The sequence below is a fragment of the Achromobacter sp. MFA1 R4 genome (assembly GCF_900156745.1).
Taxonomy (GTDB): Bacteria; Pseudomonadota; Gammaproteobacteria; order Burkholderiales; family Burkholderiaceae_B; genus Achromobacter.
This window is the reverse complement of sequence record NZ_LT707065.1, coordinates 930,854-947,816: the sequence shown is the minus strand read 5'-3', so window position 1 is coordinate 947,816 and position 16,963 is coordinate 930,854. Positions and strand designations below refer to the sequence as shown.

The window sequence follows — 16,963 nt, the reverse complement described above, 5'->3', positions numbered from 1 at the left end:
AAGCCATGGCAATTAAATTGCCATGCAATTTTCTTAAAAGAGGGGGGGATTACGCCGCGATGAGGTCGCGCGCGGTCTGGATGACGAGGGGAAGCAGGCGGGTGCGCACGGCGTGCGCGTCGTGGCGGGCGGCCAGCGTGGAAAGATTGATGGCGGCGATGGTCTGGCCGCGGCCGTCGACGACCGGCACTGAAATCGACACGCTGCCTTGGCCCAGGTTCTTCTCGGTCATCGAATGGCCCTGCGCCCGGGCCTTGGTGAAGAAGCTCAGGATCTCGTCGTCGTCGCGATCGCCGAACCGGGCGCGTACGCTGGCAGGCATGGCGGCGATCCGCGCGCGCAGCGTGGCGTCGGGAAGATGGGCCAGCAGCACCTGCCCCGACGAGGCCGGCATGGCCGCGAAGCGGCTGCCCACCGGCAGGTTCACCGACACCGGGTGCACGCTGGGGATGTTGCCCAGGACGATGATGTCGTCGCCGTCGAGCTCCACCCACGAGATCGACTCGCCGGTTTCGCGCGCCAGCTCGACCAGGTTCGGCCAGGCATGTTGCAGGGGCGCATTTCCGCCCAGCGTGGTGCCGGCCAGACCGACCAGCTTGGCCGACAGGCGATAGGTCTTTGCGCCCGCCAGCCGCTGCAGGTAGCCCAGCCGGTGCAAGGTGTAGACGAAGCGTTGGGTCGCGCTGCGGCCCAGTCCGGTACGGTCGTTGAGTTCCAGAATCGACAGCGCCTGGTTGTCGCGATCAAAGCTTTCGAGCACGCGCATCGCCTTTTCCACCGACGCCACGAACAGGCGTTCGTCCACCCCGTCCTCACGGGCGATGGGGGAGGCGGGTGCGGCAGCGGAGGTACTTGGGGCGGTGGACACGGTTGGACAGGAAGCGCTCTGGGGCCAGTGAGCGCACAGTGTACCGTCCTGCCCGGGCGCGGCGGCGCGCCCGGGCCGCCCGCGTCGGGGTCAACGCGGCGGACCGCCCCGGTTGATCTGCTGCTGCAGCATCTGTTCCATCATCATTTGCTGCATGCCCATGTACTGATCCCGCATGTACTGGCGTTCCCTGACCTGTTCGGGATTCAGATTCGAATAATTTCCCCGCATGGCGTTCCACCCCATCATGGGTCCGCCGCGATGTTGACGCCCGCCGCCGCCCGCCATGGCGCAGCAACCCATTGCGCCGCTGCCCCACATCTGGTTCATCATGCCCATGTTCTTCTGCATCAACTCCTGGTGTTCGCGCAGGAGCTTCTGGCGTTCGGCGGGGTCGGTGGATTTCTGGATCTGGCCCATCGTGGCCTGCATCTTTTCCAGGTTCTCCCGGATCTGCGCCGCCTGCTTGTCAAACTGCTCGACACTCTCTTGCGGCTGCGCCGCCGCGGGCGAGGCAGCCGATGGCTCGGTGGGCGGGGCGGCTGGCGCCAAAACGGGAACCATCGCGGCGGCGAGTGCAAGTCCGGCCAATCTGCGCATCTTCATGGTCATTCTCCCCATGGTTGATATTCCTGGACTCCTCCGCGCACTGAGCGGACGAGTAGGGCAAGCGTAGATCTGCCAGGATGGCCGACGTTGACGATCGTCAACGAATCGTCGGCGCCGGCTTGAAACGGGCTATCGCGTCATGGCGCGGCGTCATGCCGGTCGGCGGGCGCGGTGTCGTTCGCTGCCGACGGCGGGCTGATTGACGCCAGCAGGCTCTCGCGGCAAGCCGCCAGGATCTCGTCGGCCAGAGGCGAGTCGTCCGGGCAGGCGCGCGACAGGACGATGGCGCCGACCAGGTGCGCCATCCGGTCAAGAATCCGGGCGCGCGCCTGGCGCGCCTGCGCCGGGTCCGACGCGGCGCTTTCCGGGACCAGCGCGGTCAACAGCCCCTCGATGCCGGCGGCGAACGTGTCGCGGACGGCGGGCGGCTGGCGCGCCGCATCGCCGCCCAACGCCGCCATCGTGCACCCGGTGGCGCGGCCGTCGCGGTGCTCGCGGGACAGGTACGACTCCACGAATGCCGCCAGGTCCGCGTCTTTGCTCAACGCCACCGTCTGCGCGATGCCGCAGGCGGCCGCTTCGGCCATCAGGTCGGATTTGGAGCGGAATTGCTTGTAGAAGCCGCCGTGGGTGAAACCGGCGGCGGCCATCAGATCGGCGACGCCGACGCCGTCGTAGCCGCGTTCCCGAAACAGCCTGGATGCCGTTTCGACGACGTGCTGGCGGTTCGCCTGTGCCTGTGCCCGGGTGATCTTCATGGTGTGACCACGCTGAATAGCTGTCGAAGAAGGCTTGCATCATACATTGATGATGGTCATCATCAAAACCGTTGACAGTTTAGATGATGATCGTCATCATTGAGTCCGATTTCATTCCTGAAGGGTTGCACATGAGCCACCACACGCTGTTCGATTCCTATGTCCTGGGCGGGCTGACGCTTGCGAATCGCATCGTCATGGCGCCGCTGACCCGCAATCGCGCCGGCGCCGGGCTGGTGCCCGGCGAGCTGGCCGCGACCTACTATGCGCAGCGGGCATCGGCCGGCCTCATCATCACCGAGGCGACGCAGGTGTCGGCCCAGGCGCAGGGCTACCAGGACACCCCGGGCCTGTACACCCCCGAGCAGATCGCCGGCTGGCGCAAGGTCACCGACGCGGTGCATGCCAAGGGGGGACACATCTTCGTCCAGCTCTGGCACGTCGGCCGCGTCTCGCATGTCGATCTGCAGCCGGGCGGCGCCGCGCCGGTCGCGCCGTCCGCGATTCGCGCGGAGACGAAAACCTTCGTCAACAATGCGTTTGCCGAGGTGTCGCAGCCGCGCGCCCTCGAACTCGATGAACTGCCGGGCATCGTCAACGACTTCCGCCAGGCCGCGGCCAACGCCATGGCGGCGGGCTTCGATGGCGTGGAGGTCCACGGCGCGAACGGCTATCTGCTGGAGCAGTTCATCAAGGATGGGGCCAACCGGCGCACCGACGCCTACGGCGGCACCATCGAGAACCGCGCGCGCCTGCTGCTGGAGGTCGTCGCCGCGGTGGCGCAGGAAATTGGCGCCGATCGCACCGGCGTGCGGATTTCGCCCGTGTCGCCGGCCAACGGCATCTCCTGCTCGGATCCCCAGGCGCAATACGACTACATCGTCGAACAGCTCAGCGGGCTGGGCATCGTTTACCTGCACGTGGTCGAGGGCGCGACGGGCGGCCCGCGCGATGTCGCGCCGTTCGACTATGACGCGCTGCGGCAGCGGTTCGGGCAAGCCTATCTGGCCAACAACGGCTATGACCTGGAACTGGCAACCCAATCGCTGAACGCGGGCCGTGCGGATCTGTTCGCGTTCGGCCGTCCCTTCATCAGCAATCCCGATCTGGTCGAACGCCTGAAGGCGGGGGCGCCGCTGGCCCGCCCGGACGTGGCCACGCTCTATGGGGGTGGCGCCGCGGGATACACCGACTACCCGACCCTGGCCGCCTGAAGCGGCGCCGGCCGCTTTTCGCACCCGGACCCCTCTGCAAAGGAATACACCCATGACTTCGCTTCCCGCCGTTCTCATCACCGGCGCCTCTTCCGGCATCGGCGCCACTTATGCCGAGCGCTTCGCCCGCCGCGGCCACGATCTCGTCCTGGTTGCGCGCGACCTGGCGCGCATGCAGGCCCTGGCCGCGCGGCTGCAGCAAGATGCAGGCGTAAAGGTCGACGTCTTGCAGGCGGACCTGACCCAGGCGGCAGACCTGGCCCGCGTCGAAGCCAGGCTGCGCGATGACGACCAGATAGGCATCCTGATCAACAACGCCGGCATGGCGCAGTCGGGCAGCTTCGTGCACCAGAGCGCCGACGCCATCGACCAGCTGATCGCCCTGAACGCGACGGCGCCCACCCGGCTGGCGGCGGCCGTCGCGCCGCGCTTTGTCCGGGCAGGGGGCGGCGCCATCGTCAATATCGGCTCGGTGGTGGGCTTTGCCCCCGAGTTCGGCATGTCGATCTACGGCGCCTCCAAGGCCTTTGTGCTGTTCCTGTCGCAGGGTTTGAACGTCGAACTGGCGCCCAGCGGCGTTTATGTGCAGGCGGTGCTGCCTGCCGCGACGCGCACGGAGATCTGGGAACGCGCCGGTATCGACATCGATACCCTCGCCGAGTCGATGGAGGTGGGCGAATTGGTCGATGCCGCGCTGGCGGGCTTTGATCGCCGCGAACTCGTCACCATCCCGCCGCTGCATGTGGCCGGGCGCTGGGACTCGCTGGAAAGCGCGCGCCTGGGCCTGATGTCCGACATCCGGCAGGCGCACGCCGCCGAACGCTATCGGCCGCGCGCCTGAACCGGGCGGCGTCCGCCCACCTGCCCGCTGTTTTCGGGAATCTGCACACAAGATGAAAGCGCTTACCTTCCAACGCTATGGCAAGGCCCCCGGGATCGGCTTTGCCGAGGTGGCTCGCCCCGTCCTGAAGCCGGACGAACTGCTGGTGGAGGTTCACGCCGCGGGCGTGAATCCCATCGACAACATGATTCCGGCGGGGACGTTCCGGCCCGTGTTGAAGTTCGACCTGCCCGCCACGCTGGGCAGCGACGTCGCCGGGGTCGTGATCGAGGTCGGCAGCGCCGTGACGCGCTTCAAGCCCGGTGATGCCGTCTTTGCCAGTGTTTTCGACCTGGGCAAAGGCACATTCGCGGAGCTGGCGGCGGTGCCCGAGCACGCCGCCGCGCACAAGCCCGACAACCTGGATTTCGTGCAGGCCGCGGCGGTTCCGATGGTCGCGCTGACGTGCTGGCAGGCCCTGAAAGAACGCGCCGGGCTCCAGGCTGGCCAGAAAGTGTTCGTTCCCGCCGGGTCCGGCGGGATCGGTTCCTTCGCCATCCAGTTGGCCAGGCATTTCGGCGCCACGGTGGGCACGACCACCAGCACGGCCAACGTCCAGTGGGTAGCCGACCTGGGCGCGGATGAGGTCGTCGACTACAAGACGCAGGCGTTTGAACAGGTGCTGCGCGGCTATGACGTCGTCCTGGGCACGCTCAGGGGGGATGCGATCGAGCGGTCGATGGACATTCTCAAGCCGGGAGGCAAAGTGGTGTCGCTGATCGGCCCCCTGGACCCTGCCTTCGCGCGCGCCCGCCGGCTGAATCCCGTTCTGAGGTGGGTCCTTGGGCTCATGAGCCGCAGGATCCGGCGGCTGGCCAGGCAGCGGGACGTGTCGTATTCCTTTCTCTTCGTGCGCCCCGACGGCGCGCAGCTTGCTGAAATCGGCGCGCTGCTTTCGACCGGGCGCATCCGGCCCGTGATAGACCGCGTGTTCCCGTTTGACGAAGCGAAGGAAGCGCTTGGCTATCTGGCGCAGGGACGCGCCAAGGGCAAGGTTGTCCTGCGGATCCGCTGACGGGCGCAGCTCAAGCAAAACCTGAAAAGTATTGAAAAACCGCGCCATGCCCCCGGGACTGCGCGGTTTATTTATGCCTTTCAGGTATCAATTTGGATTTTCAAAGTATTGGACGGCAAAAGTCGGGCAGTCTTATAACTGCCTTCTGACTCTCTGACTTCCATTGCCCGCCATGCCCGCCGCCTTCATCGAACGCATCGAAACCTCTCTCGTCGACCTGCCGACCATCCGCCCGCACAAGCTGTCGGTGGCCACGATGTATGGCCAGACGCTGATGCTGGTGAAGGTTTACTGCAGCGACGGCGTGGTGGGGATCGGTGAAGGCACCACCATTGCCGGCATGGCGTATGGCCCGGAAAGCCCCGAGGCGATGAAGCTGTCCATCGACGCGTATTTCGCGCCCGCCATGATCGGCCAGGACGCCACCCGCATCCAGGCGCTGATGGCGCACCTGGGCAAACTGGTCAAGGTGAACCATTTCGCCAAGAGCGCGCTGGAAACCGCCTTGCTGGACGCGCACGGCAAGCGGCTGGGCGTGCCGGTGAGCGAACTGCTGGGCGGACGCCAGCGGGACCGCCTGCCGGTGGCCTGGACGCTGGCGTCGGGCGACACCGCGCGCGACATCGACGAGGCCGAAAAGATGCTGGACGCGCGCCGGCATCGCATTTTCAAGCTGAAGATCGGGGCCAGGGATCCGCGCGTCGATATCGCCCACGTTGCTGCCATCAAGGCGGCGCTGGGCGATCGCGGCGCGGTCCGGGTGGATGTGAACATGGCGTGGAGCGAGACGCAGGCGGCCTGGGCCATTCCGGCGTTGGCGCAGGCGGGCTGCGAACTGGTCGAGCAACCGGTGGCCAGCGCCGCGGCGCTGGCGCGGCTGATGCGCCGGTTCCCGGTGGCCCTGATGGCCGACGAGTTGCTGCAAGGCCCCGACACCGCCTTCGAGATCGCGCGCCACCATGGCGCCGACGTGTTCGCCATCAAGATCGAGCAGAACGGCGGCCTGTTTGCGGCCCAGCGCGTGGCGGCGATCGCCGACGCGGCGGGCATCGAACTGTACGGCGGCACGATGCTCGAAGGCGCGGTCAGCACGATTGCGTCGGCGCACCTGTTTGCCAGCCTGCCCAGGCTGCAATGGGGCACGGAGCTGTTCGGCCCCTTGCTGATCACCGAAGAAATCCTCACGCAGCCGCTGGACTACAGCGACTTTGAACTGACGGTGCCGGCCGGACCGGGGCTGGGGATCGAGCTGGATGAAGGCAAGCTCAAGCGCTTTACGCGGGATGGGCTGGTGAAGGCGACGGACAGGAAGCATTGACCAGGCACGGACGCGCGGCCCGGTCGCAAGAACGGATAACCCACTGGAGACAGACATGAGCCTCGACGTATTCAACACCAAGGAAGTGCAGGACTTGCTGAAGGCCGCCACCAATCTGGATGGCGGCGGGGGCAATCCGCGCGTCAAGCAGATCCTGAATCGCCTGCTGAGCGATCTGTTCAAGGCCATCGACGACCTGGACATCACGCCCGACGAGGTCTGGGCTGGGGTGAACTACCTGAACCAGCTCGGCCGCGATAGCGAGGCCGCGTTGCTGGCCGCCGGCCTGGGCCTGGAGAAGTACCTCGACGTCCGGATGGATCGCGAGGACGAGCTGGCCGGCCTGGATGGCGGCACGCCGCGCACCATCGAAGGTCCGCTCTACGTGGCCGGCGCGCCGGTGCGCGACGGTGTCTCGCGCATCGATCTGGATCCGGATCCCGACGCCGGCCCGCTCGTGATCCGCGGCGTCGTGCGCGACACCCGCGGCGCGCCGCTGGCCAACGCGATGGTCGAATGCTGGCATGCCAATTCCAAGGGCTTTTATTCGCACTTCGACCCGACCGGCGCGCAGTCCGAGTTCAACCTGCGCGGCGCGGTCCGGACCGACGCCGACGGCAGGTATGAGTTCCGTACGCTGATGCCCGTGGGCTACGGCTGTCCGCCGCAGGGCGCCACCCAGCAACTGCTGGACGCGCTGGGCCGGCACGGCAACCGACCGGCGCATGTGCACTTCTTCGTCAGCGCCGACGGGCATCGCAAGCTGACGACGCAATTCAACATCGAGGGCGATCCCCTCATTTGGGACGACTTCGCCTATGCCACCCGCGAAGCCCTGATCCCGCCCGTGGTCGACAAGACCGGCGGCGCCGGGCTGGGCCTGAAGGCGGATGCCTATAAAGAGATCGAATTCAACTTCGTGCTCACCGGGCTGCTGCAAGGCAAGGACAACCAGGTCGTCAACCGCCTGCGCGCCAGCGCCCAGGCCTGAACCCGGCGGCGGCCGTACGCGCGACGCGTCAGGCCGTCAGGCCGGGCACGCCTGGATGCTTTGCGCCGAGCCCGCCGCGTGGCCGAGCGGGCCGGCGTACGTCTGCGCGCGCAAGGACCGCTGCGACTCCGCGAGCAGGCGGCGAACCGCTTCCAGCACCTCGGGCGGTTGCGCCGGCTTGCGCATGAGCGTCGCGCGGCCTTCGCAGGCCGCCATGAGCTCGTACTCGGGGCGGCCGCTCAGCACCAGCACCGGGGTTTCGTGCAGGTAGGCGTTCTCGCGCATGGCGGTCAGGAGCGCGCCGCCGTCCATGCCCGGCATGGAAAAGTCGGTGATGACCAGGTCGGGACGCAGGGCGATCATCTGCTGCAGCGCGGTCAGGCCGTCGGTATGCGTCGTGACGTCATAGCCTTCGCTGCTCAGGAACTCGCTCATCAGGGCGACCAACGTGGGTTGGTCGTCGACCAAAAGGATTTTTGTCATGATTATTCAGTGCCACGGCGGCGGCGATTCGGTTGTCGGCCCACCGGCTGTCGCCAGGATCATGCAGGGATGCCTGTGGGCGTTGCGCCGGCCATGCAAGCGGCAGCCACGCGAATAGGCGGTCGGGAGACCGTGAAGGCGGAATCCTAGGGCATGCGGGCGCCGCGTTGGTGTTGTAGTTGTATCCGGACGCAACCGGTGCGTGCCGCTACCTGTATAGTTCACCAGTTAGCAGGATGGTTGAGCGGCTCTCCGTCCCTATAATTCTTCCTGCTCTCGCATCGCGCAAATCGCGCGCTTTCCCCCTGAATCGGTAAATCGACCTCATGCTGAAATCGCCGCAGCCCGCCAGCCGCCTTGCCTTTCCCCGCACCCTGATGGCCGGGTTCGTGCTGGCCGCGGTAGCCACCTTGGTTATCGCCTTCGTCAACGTGCGCTCCGCGGACACGCGCACGCGCGCGGTCCAGGCGATGGACCGCGCCACCGAGTCGCTGCGCCAGCTCAGCCTGTTCAATTCGGCCCTGAAAGACGCCGAGATCGGGCAGCGGGGTTACCTCCTGACCGGCGATGCGAACTACCTGGAACCCTACGTGCGCTCGGTGCCGCTGATCGAGCAGCGCCTGGAGACGGTCAAGGAAGTCGCGCAGCAGGACACCGCGCAGCGCCGGATCGTCAATGACATCGCGGGCATCACGCGGCAGAAGTTGAGCGAACTGCACAATACGATCGAGATGCGCCGGGCCGGCGACGTGGAAGGCGCGATGGCCGTGGTGCGGACCGACTCGGGCAAGGAAGCGATGGACCGGCTGCGCGAGCTGGTTGCCGATCTGTACGCGATCCAGATGAACCAGATCCAGCAGGAGCGGGATTCCTGGAATTCGGCCGCGACGACGTCGACGTATTACTCGTGGGGCGGCGCGGTGCTGCTGCTGTTCCTGATCGCCGGCTCGGCCGCCATGACCATCCGCGAGTACCGCGCCAAGGCGCGACAGGCCTGGGTGACGACGGGCCTGTCGGGCCTGAGCCTGCAGCTTCGGGGCGACCACCGCCTGGACGAGATCGGCAAGCGGGCCCTGGCCTACATGGCCGATTACCTGAATGCGAGCGTCGGCGCGGGCTATGTCGTCAACGGCGGCGAGCTGGAGCTATTTGGCGGTTTTGCGCTGCCGCCCGAGCGGCTCGCGCAGAAGATCCCGCCGGCGCAGGGCCTGGCGGGCCAGGCGGTCGCGTCGCGCAAGCTGCTGCATGTGCGCAACGTGCCGACCGGCCATCTGGAGGTCTCGTCGGCGACGGGCCGCTCCACGCCGGTCGAGCTGGTGGTGGCGCCCGCGATGCAATATGACCGCGTGTATGCCGTGATCGAACTGGGCTTCAATCATCCGGTGAGCGAAAGCGAGCGCAACCTGCTGGAAGGCGCGTCGGAAATGCTGGCGTCGGCGATCCGGGCCGGGATGGACCGGACGCGGCTGGAATCGCTGCTGGCGGAAACGCAGCGCCAGTCGGAAGAACTGCAGACGCAGCAGGAAGAGTTGCGCGTCAGCAATGAAGAACTGGAGCAGCAGAGCCGCATCCTGCAGGAATCGCAGGCGCGCATGGAGCTGCAGCAGACCGAACTCGAACAGACCAACGTCAACCTGGAATCCCAGGCCGAGCAGCTGCTGCGGGTGCAGAGCGCGCTCACGGACAAGGCCCGCCTGCTCGCGCAGGCCAGCCAGTACAAGAGCGAATTCCTGGCCAACATGAGCCACGAGCTGCGCACGCCGCTCAATTCCACGCTGATCCTGGCCAAGCTGCTTTCCGACAACAAGCCGGGCAATCTGACGGCCGAGCAGGTGAAGTACGCGCAGACCATCCTGGCCGCGGGGCGGGATCTGCTGGCGCTCATCAACGACATCCTGGATCTGGCCAAGATCGAAGCCGGCCAGGCGACCGTGGAACTCGAGGAAGTGCCCATCGCGCCGGCGCTCCAGCGGCTGCTGGAACCGCTGCGGCCGCTGGCGCACGACAAGGGGCTGGCGCTGGAGCTGGACATCGCGCGCGACGTGCCGGACACGCTGCACACCGATCCGCAGCGTCTGGGGCAGGTGCTCAAGAATCTGCTGTCGAACGCCATCAAGTTCACTGAACAGGGCTTCGTCGCGCTGCGCGTGACGCGGGCGCCGGGAAGAATGCTGTCGTTCGCGGTGCAGGACACCGGCATCGGCGTGGCCGAAGACCAGCACGAACTGATATTCGAAGCCTTCCGGCAGGCCGACGGCAGCACCCATCGCAAGCACGGCGGAACGGGACTGGGGCTGTCTATCTCGCGCGATCTGAGCAAGCTCCTGGGCGGCACGCTGACGCTGGTCAGCGCGCCGGGGCAGGGCAGCGTGTTCACGTTGCTGTTGCCGATGGACCAGCCGGCCGCCTCGTCTTCCCCGGCGCCGCGTGCCCGCGCCGAGGCGTCCGCCGCGCTTGCGCGGCCTGCTTTTGCCACGCCGGCGGATGCGGCCGATGCCGCGCTCTCGGTGCCGCTGTTGGCGCCGGCGGCGCCGGCGGCTCCTGCCGTGGCTGCCGACCCCGAACCCGTCGAGACCGCTGGCCGCACCATCCTCGTCATCGAGGACGATGAGCGTTTTTCCAGCATCCTGGCCGATCTGGCCAAGGAGATGGGCTTTGGCTGCCTGACCGCGCACACCGCGACCGACGGCCTGGCGCTGGCGGCCCAGCGGCGGCCCGACGCCATCGTGCTGGACGTCAACCTGCCGGACTTCTCCGGCCTGGGCGTTCTGGACCAGCTCAAGCGCAATCCGGTCACCCGCCATATCCCGGTGCATATCGTGTCGGTGGCCGATTATGCGCAGGAGGCCCTGGTCCGCGGCGCGGTCGGGTATGCGCTCAAGCCGGTCAAGCGCGAGGAACTGGTCCACGCGCTGCAGCGCCTGGAGGCCAAGTTCACGCAGAACGTGCGGCGCGTGCTGGTCGTCGAGGACGACGACCGGCAGCGCGACAGCGTGCGCGAGCTGCTGGCCCGCGACGACGTGCAGATCGTGTTGGCGGCCAATGCCGGCGACGCGCTGGCGTTGCTGCGCGAGACCACCTACGACTGCGTGGTGATGGACCTGAACCTGCCCGACATGAGCGGCTATGAGCTCTTGCGCGAAATGGCCGAACAGGAAGCCGTGTCGTTCCCGCCCGTGATCGTCTACACCGGCCGGGCGCTGTCGCGCGACGAGGAGCAGCAGCTTCGCCGCTTCTCCAAGTCGATCATCATCAAGGACGCCCGCTCGCCCGAACGCCTGCTGGACGAGGTGACGCTTTTCCTGCATCAGGTCGAGGCCGAACTGCCGCCGCAACAGCGCCAGATGCTGGAGCTTGCGCGCAGCCGCGACACCGCGCTGGAGGGCCGCACGGTGCTGGTGGTGGAAGACGACGTGCGCAACGTGTTCGCGCTGTCGAGCATCCTGGAGCCCACCGGCCTGCACGTGGAAATCGCGCGCAATGGGCGCGAGGCGCTGGAAGCCCTGGGCCGCGCCGGCGTGAATGGGCACCGCTCGGTCGACCTGGTGCTGATGGACATCATGATGCCCGAGATGGACGGCTATACGGCCATGCGCGAGATCCGCGCGCGGCCCGAATGGCGCCGGCTGCCCATCATTGCCCTGACCGCCAAGGCCATGAAGGACGACCAGGAAAAATGCCTGGCCGCGGGCGCGAACGATTACATCGCCAAGCCGCTGGACGTGGAGCGCCTGCTGTCCCTGGTGCGCGTCTGGATGCGCAAGTAAGCCGCGCCGCCCGGACCCAGCGATCGCCACCATGCCCACACAGAACAAGGCGCACATCGAAGACATCGAGCAGCGGCTGCTGCTCGATGCGATCTATCACCGCTTCCACTACGACTTCCGCGAATATGCGCAGGCATCGCTGAAGCGGCGCCTGCGCGCCGCGCTGACGGAGTTCGGCTGCAAGACGCTGTCCCAGCTGCAGGACCGGGTGCTGCACGACCCGTCGGTGTTCACGGGACTGCTGCAGTACCTGACGGTGCAGGTCAGCGACATGTTCCGCGATCCCAGCTACTTTCTTGCGCTGCGCAATGAGGTGGTGCCCATCCTGCGCACCTATCCGTCGATCAAGGTGTGGGTGGCCGGCTGCAGCACGGGCGAAGAGGTCTATTCGCTTGCCATCCTGCTGCTCGAGGAAGGGCTGCTGGACCGCACGCTGATCTACGCCACCGACATCAACCCGCATGCGCTGCGCGCGGCCGAGCAGGGCGTCTTCGACCTGGACCGCGCCGCGGCCTTCACGGCCAACCATGCGCAGGCCGGCGGGCGCAGTTCGCTGTCCGACTACTACACGGCGCGGTATGGCCGCGTGGTGTTCGACAAGAAGCTGCGCGAGCACATGGTGTTCTCCGATCACAGCCTGTCCACGGACAGCGTGTTCGCCGAAGTGCACCTGGTGTCGTGCCGCAACGTGCTGATCTACTTCGAGCGCGACCTGCAGAACCGGGCGCTCGGACTATTCCACGAGGCGTTGGTGCATCGGGGATTCCTGGGCCTGGGCTCGCGGGAATCGGTGCGTTTTTCGGCGCAGGCCGACGGCTTTGATGACTTCGTGCTGGCAGACCGCATCTACCGAAAAAAGGCCGACCTGTGAACGGGGGCGCGCCTGACCCTCGCGCCGGCCCGCAAGACGAGGTCCAATGGGACGCCATCGTGATCGGCGGCTCGTCGGGCGCGATCGACGCCTTGAACGCCCTGCTGCCGGCGCTTCCCGCCGGCCTGCGGGCCGGGGTCATCGTGCTGCTGCACCTGCCGTGCAACCGCCGCAGCCGGCTGGTCGAGATCTTCGGCTACCGCTGCGCCCTGCCCGTGCAGGAGGCCGAGGACCAGCAACCCATCCTGCCCGGGCATGTGTATTTCGGCCCGCCCGGCTATCACCTGCTGGTGGACCGTGGTCCGCGCCTGGCGCTGTCCATCGATCCGCCGGTGCTTTTTTCGCGGCCGTCCATCGACGTGCTGTTCCAGTCCGCCGCCGATGGCTATGGCGATCGGCTGCTGGGCGTGCTTCTTTCTGGGGCGAACGAGGATGGCGCCGAAGGCCTGGCCGCCATTCATGCGGCAGGCGGCCGCGCGCTGGTGCAGGCGCCGGACACGGCGGCCATGCGCACCATGCCCGATGCCGCCCTGGCGCGGGTCCCGACGGCGCAGTCCCTGACGCCCGAGGAGATCGCCGCCGTTTTCGCGCAGTTGCCCACTGAGCCTCTGCCCTGAAACCCACCTGCAATGACACTATGAACCCGACATCAGCCCAATCCCCCGATGACCGCATCAAGTGCCTGCTGGTCGACGACGTTCCGGAGAACCTGATCGCGCTCGAGGCGTTGCTGGCAAGCGACCGTGTCGAGGTCTTGAAGGCGCAGTCCGGCCCGCAGGCGCTGGAGCTGCTCTTGCGCCACGGCGACGTCGCGCTGGCGCTGCTGGACGTGCAGATGCCCGACATGAACGGCTTTGAACTGGCCGAACTGATCCGCGGCAGCGAACGCACCCGCCACATTCCGCTGATCTTCATCACCGCGGGGTCGCGTGAACAAAACTGGCAGTTCCGCGGCTACGAGAGCGGCGCGGTGGACTTCCTGTACAAGCCCATCGACCCGTACATGCTGCGGACCAAGGCGAACGTGTTCTTCGAACTGTACGAGCGCAAGCGCGCGCTGGCGCAGCAGTTGGAAGAACGCACCGAGGCGCTGCGCGTGAACGAGATGTTCATGGCGGTGTTGAGCCACGATCTGCGCACGCCGCTGCAGGCCATCATCATGGGCGCCACCGTGCTGCAGCGCCAGGGCGCCGACGAGCGCATCGTCAGCGTCGCGCGGCGCATGCTGCAGAGCAGTGAGCGCATGTCGTGCCTGATCGAAGACCTGCTCGACGTGACGCGCATCCGGCAGGCGGGCGGGCTGGCGCTGGCGCCCGCGGCGATCAGCATGGGAACGCTGGTCGAGCGCACGCTGGACGAGGTGCGCACGGGCTTTCCGGACCGTCAGATCGAATCGAGCGCGCGGGGCGACGCAACGGGCACCTGGGACGGCCAACGCATCTCGCAAGTGATCGCCAATCTGGTGGGCAACGCCTTGCACCACGGCAGCAAGACCGCCCCGGTGCAGGTCGAGATCGACGGCGAGCAGGCGGACGAGGTGGCCGTCACCGTCATCAACGGCGGCGCGATCGCGCCCGAGCTGCTGCCGCATCTCTTCAATCCTTTCCGCAGCGGCGCGCGCCGGCCGGGCGGCCATCACGGCCTGGGCCTGGGACTGTTCATTGCGCAGCAGATCGTGGTGAGCCACGGCGGCCGCATCAGCGCGGAGTCGCGCGACGACACGACGCGGTTCCGCGTGGTGTTGCCGCGGCATGCGGCCTGCGCCGGCGCGACGGTGATCGGCGGCCGGGCGGCCGGCCCCGCCTCGCCGACCTAACGCGAAGCGCCGGGGCCGTCGTGGCGCGCCCCGGCCAGGTCGGCGGGCGTGTCCACATCGGCACGGATCCCGGGATCGTCGACGGCCAGCTCGGTCGCCCCGTGGCGGGCCAACACGCCTCTCGCGCCCACATCCCCCGTCAGCGCCGCCAGCGACGGCCAGATCGATCGGTGAAATGCCACGGGATGGCCGCGCAGGCCGTTCCATGCCGGCACCACGACCGGGTGGTCCAGCGCCTGCCGTGCAATGCGCAGGCACGTCTCGGGGCGGATCCACGGCATGTCGCCCAGCGCCACGAGGCAGGACGCGATGCCGGGCGCGCAGGTCCGCAGCGCGTGGCGGGCGGCGATGGCCAGGCTGTCGCCCATGCCGTCCGCGTCCGGCCCGGTCGTCACGACTTCGCAGCCCGCTTCGGCCAGCAGCCGCGCCACCCGTTCGTTGTCGGCGCGGGTGACCGCCACGACGCGCGCCGCGGCCGCTTGCAGCGATGCCGCAGCGGCCACGACGACCGGCGTGCCGTCGGGCAGCGCGGCCACGAGCTTGTCCTGTCCCGCCGCCGCATCCGCGTAGCGCCGGCCATGCCCGGCGGCCAGCAGGATGCCCACCATCTGCGTGCGCACGGCGCTGTCTGGATTGGTTGCGAGATCGAACATTTTCTTGTCAGGGTTGCGTGGTTTCAGATCTGATCGAGATCTTAGCCAGAAACCGCGCCAGGGGCGGGAACAGTATTTGCTGGGCAACCCCAGGGTCGCCCGCTGCGACCGCCCGGCCGTCATAGGAGTGAGCCTTGGAAAACCCCCACGATATGAAGATCTCCCGGCGCAACCTCCTGAAGGCGGGCGCGGCCTCCGCGACGGCGATGGGCACGGCGCCGTTGTCCGCGGCCCGCGCCGCCGGCGCGGGGCAGCGCGAAGCCGCCACCGTCACCTTGCACGTGAACGGCAAGGCGCACGAAATGGCCCTGGACCTGCGCACGACCCTGCTGGACGCGTTGCGCGAGCACCTGCGCCTGACCGGCACCAAGAAGGGCTGCGATCATGGCCAGTGCGGCGCCTGTACGGTGCTGCTGGAGGGCCGGCGGGTCAACGCGTGCCTGACGCTGGCCGTCATGCACGATGGCCAGCAGATCACCACGATAGAAGGCCTGGGAACGCCGGGCGCGCTGCACCCGCTGCAGGCCGCGTTCGTCAGGCATGACGGCTACCAGTGCGGCTACTGTACGCCGGGGCAGATCTGTTCCGCAGTCGGCATGCTGGACGAGGCCGCGCGCGGCATGCCCAGCCATGCCACCGCGTCGTTGTCCGAACGCCCGCTGCTGACGCCGGAAGAGATCCGCGAACGCATGAGCGGCAATATCTGCCGCTGCGGCGCGTACGCCAACATTCTCGATGCCATCGAAGAGGTTGCGGAGGGCAAGGCATGAGACCGTTCACCTATGAACGTCCCCGGACCGCCGCCGAAGCGGCCGCCAGCGCCGCGCGCGAGCCGCGGGCGCGCTTCATCGCGGGGGGCACGAATCTGCTGGACCTGATGAAGATCGAGGTGGAAACGCCTGCCCATCTGGTCGATGTCAACGGCCTGGGGCTGGACCGCATCGAGCCGGCTGAAGACGGCGGCCTGCGCATCGGCGCGCTGGTGCGCAATGCCGATCTGGCCGCCGATGAGACCGTGCGCCGCGACTATGAAGTCCTGGCGCGCGCGCTGCTTGCCGGCGCGTCGGCCCAGATCCGCAATCGCGCCACCACCGCCGGCAACCTGCTTCAGCGCACGCGGTGCCCGTACTTCTATGACACCAATCAGCCTTGCAACAAGCGCGCGCCCGGCAGCGGCTGTTCGGCCATCGGCGGGGTGTCGCGGCAGCTCGCGGTGATCGGTTCCAGCGACGCCTGCATCGCCACCCATCCCAGCGACATGGCGGTGGCGATGCGCCTGCTGGACGCACAGATCGAGACGGTGCGCCCGGACGCCACGCGGCGCGTCATCCCGATTGCGGACTTCTACCGGCTGCCGGGCGATACGCCGCACATCGAGACCCAACTGGCGGCCGGTGAGATGATCACCGCGGTGACGCTGCCCAAGCCCGTGGGCGGCAGGCACTTCTATCGCAAAGTGCGCGACCGCGCGTCCTTTGCCTTTGCGCTGGTGTCGGTGGGCGTGGTGCTGCAGGACGACGGCAGCGGCCGCGTGGCGCTGGGCGGCGTGGCGCCGCAACCATGGCGCAGCGTGGAGGCCGAGCGGCACCTGCCGTCCGGCGCCGCGCGCGTGACCGAGGCGCTGCTGGCCGGCGCCAGGCCCACGCCCGACAACGGCTTCAAACTGACCCTGGCCCAGCGTGCGCTCGGTGCGGTGTTGACGGAAGCGAGGACCTGACCC

Annotated in this window: 16 protein-coding genes; 11 read left to right on the top strand and 5 right to left on the bottom strand. The window is 67.7% G+C overall.

Annotated features, from left to right (window positions below; genetic code table 11):
• Nucleotides 1-49 precede the first annotated feature (49 nt).
• The 3 genes from BXA00_RS04315 to BXA00_RS04305 all read right to left on the bottom strand — a co-directional run bounded on the left by BXA00_RS04315 (nt 50) and on the right by BXA00_RS04305 (nt 2,235).
• Nucleotides 50-805 (bottom strand): IclR family transcriptional regulator, encoded by a 756-nt coding sequence (locus tag BXA00_RS04315; RefSeq protein WP_076516529.1) that lies wholly within the window; start codon nt 803-805, stop codon nt 50-52.
• A 153-nt stretch (nt 806-958) separates the two neighbouring features.
• On the bottom strand, nt 959-1,474 hold the full coding sequence (locus BXA00_RS04310; protein ID WP_076521792.1) for a hypothetical protein: 516 nt from the start codon (nt 1,472-1,474) through the stop codon (nt 959-961).
• Between the two features lie 140 nt (nt 1,475-1,614).
• Nucleotides 1,615-2,235 carry a TetR family transcriptional regulator gene (locus BXA00_RS04305; protein ID WP_076516527.1) on the bottom strand — a complete coding sequence of 207 codons (621 nt, stop codon included), beginning with the start codon at nt 2,233-2,235 and terminating at the stop codon, nt 1,615-1,617.
• A 131-nt stretch (nt 2,236-2,366) separates the two neighbouring features.
• Between BXA00_RS04305 and BXA00_RS04300 the strand changes: the two genes are divergently transcribed.
• From BXA00_RS04300 to catA, 5 genes are all read left to right on the top strand, one after another.
• Nucleotides 2,367-3,449 carry an alkene reductase gene (locus BXA00_RS04300; protein WP_076521791.1) on the top strand — a complete coding sequence of 361 codons (1,083 nt, stop codon included), beginning with the start codon at nt 2,367-2,369 and terminating at the stop codon, nt 3,447-3,449.
• 52 nt (nt 3,450-3,501) lie between these two features.
• Complete coding sequence (locus BXA00_RS04295) at nt 3,502-4,290, top strand: SDR family oxidoreductase (protein ID WP_076516525.1); 789 nt, start codon at nt 3,502-3,504, stop codon at nt 4,288-4,290.
• Nucleotides 4,291-4,342: 52 nt separating this feature from the next.
• Complete coding sequence (locus BXA00_RS04290) at nt 4,343-5,344, top strand: NADP-dependent oxidoreductase (RefSeq protein ID WP_076516524.1); 1,002 nt, start codon at nt 4,343-4,345, stop codon at nt 5,342-5,344.
• 172 nt (nt 5,345-5,516) lie between these two features.
• Nucleotides 5,517-6,662, top strand: a complete 1,146-nt coding sequence (locus tag BXA00_RS04285) for a muconate/chloromuconate family cycloisomerase (protein ID WP_076516512.1) — start codon at nt 5,517-5,519, stop codon at nt 6,660-6,662.
• Between the two features lie 55 nt (nt 6,663-6,717).
• On the top strand, nt 6,718-7,653 hold the full coding sequence (gene catA, locus BXA00_RS04280) for a catechol 1,2-dioxygenase (protein WP_076516510.1): 936 nt from the start codon (nt 6,718-6,720) through the stop codon (nt 7,651-7,653).
• Nucleotides 7,654-7,689: 36 nt separating this feature from the next.
• On the opposite strand, the gene BXA00_RS04275 is transcribed toward catA, so the two are convergent.
• Entirely contained in the window at nt 7,690-8,136 is a 447-nt protein-coding gene (locus BXA00_RS04275) for a two-component system response regulator (protein ID WP_231952204.1), read from the bottom strand.
• Nucleotides 8,137-8,462: 326 nt separating this feature from the next.
• Between BXA00_RS04275 and BXA00_RS04270 the strand changes: the two genes are divergently transcribed.
• The 4 genes from BXA00_RS04270 to BXA00_RS04255 are packed head-to-tail and all read left to right on the top strand — an operon-like array spanning nt 8,463 to nt 14,590.
• A complete protein-coding gene (locus BXA00_RS04270) occupies nt 8,463-11,903 on the top strand; it encodes a response regulator (RefSeq protein ID WP_076516508.1) in 3,441 nt (1,146 codons plus the stop codon).
• A 31-nt stretch (nt 11,904-11,934) separates the two neighbouring features.
• On the top strand, nt 11,935-12,774 hold the full coding sequence (locus BXA00_RS04265) for a protein-glutamate O-methyltransferase CheR (RefSeq protein WP_076516505.1): 840 nt from the start codon (nt 11,935-11,937) through the stop codon (nt 12,772-12,774).
• Nucleotides 12,771-13,391 carry a chemotaxis protein CheB gene (locus tag BXA00_RS04260; RefSeq protein WP_076516503.1) on the top strand — a complete coding sequence of 207 codons (621 nt, stop codon included), beginning with the start codon at nt 12,771-12,773 and terminating at the stop codon, nt 13,389-13,391. The genes BXA00_RS04265 and BXA00_RS04260 overlap by 4 nt, the downstream gene beginning before the upstream one ends.
• 20 nt (nt 13,392-13,411) lie before the next feature.
• Nucleotides 13,412-14,590 carry a hybrid sensor histidine kinase/response regulator gene (locus tag BXA00_RS04255; RefSeq protein ID WP_076516501.1) on the top strand — a complete coding sequence of 393 codons (1,179 nt, stop codon included), beginning with the start codon at nt 13,412-13,414 and terminating at the stop codon, nt 14,588-14,590.
• Here BXA00_RS04255 and BXA00_RS04250 read toward each other — a convergent pair.
• Nucleotides 14,587-15,243, bottom strand: a complete 657-nt coding sequence (locus BXA00_RS04250) for an NTP transferase domain-containing protein (RefSeq protein ID WP_076516499.1) — start codon at nt 15,241-15,243, stop codon at nt 14,587-14,589. The two genes, BXA00_RS04255 and BXA00_RS04250, sit on opposite strands and share 4 nt — an antisense overlap.
• Nucleotides 15,244-15,377: 134 nt before the next feature.
• On the opposite strand from BXA00_RS04250, the gene paoA reads away from it, so the two are divergent.
• Both paoA and BXA00_RS04240 read left to right on the top strand, forming a co-directional pair.
• Nucleotides 15,378-16,013, top strand: a complete 636-nt coding sequence (paoA, locus tag BXA00_RS04245; RefSeq protein WP_076516497.1) for an aldehyde dehydrogenase iron-sulfur subunit PaoA — start codon at nt 15,378-15,380, stop codon at nt 16,011-16,013.
• Nucleotides 16,010-16,960, top strand: coding sequence for a xanthine dehydrogenase family protein subunit M (locus tag BXA00_RS04240; protein ID WP_076516495.1), 951 nt, complete (start codon nt 16,010-16,012; stop codon nt 16,958-16,960). The genes paoA and BXA00_RS04240 overlap by 4 nt, the downstream gene beginning before the upstream one ends.
• The last annotated feature ends 3 nt before the right edge of the window (nt 16,961-16,963 follow it).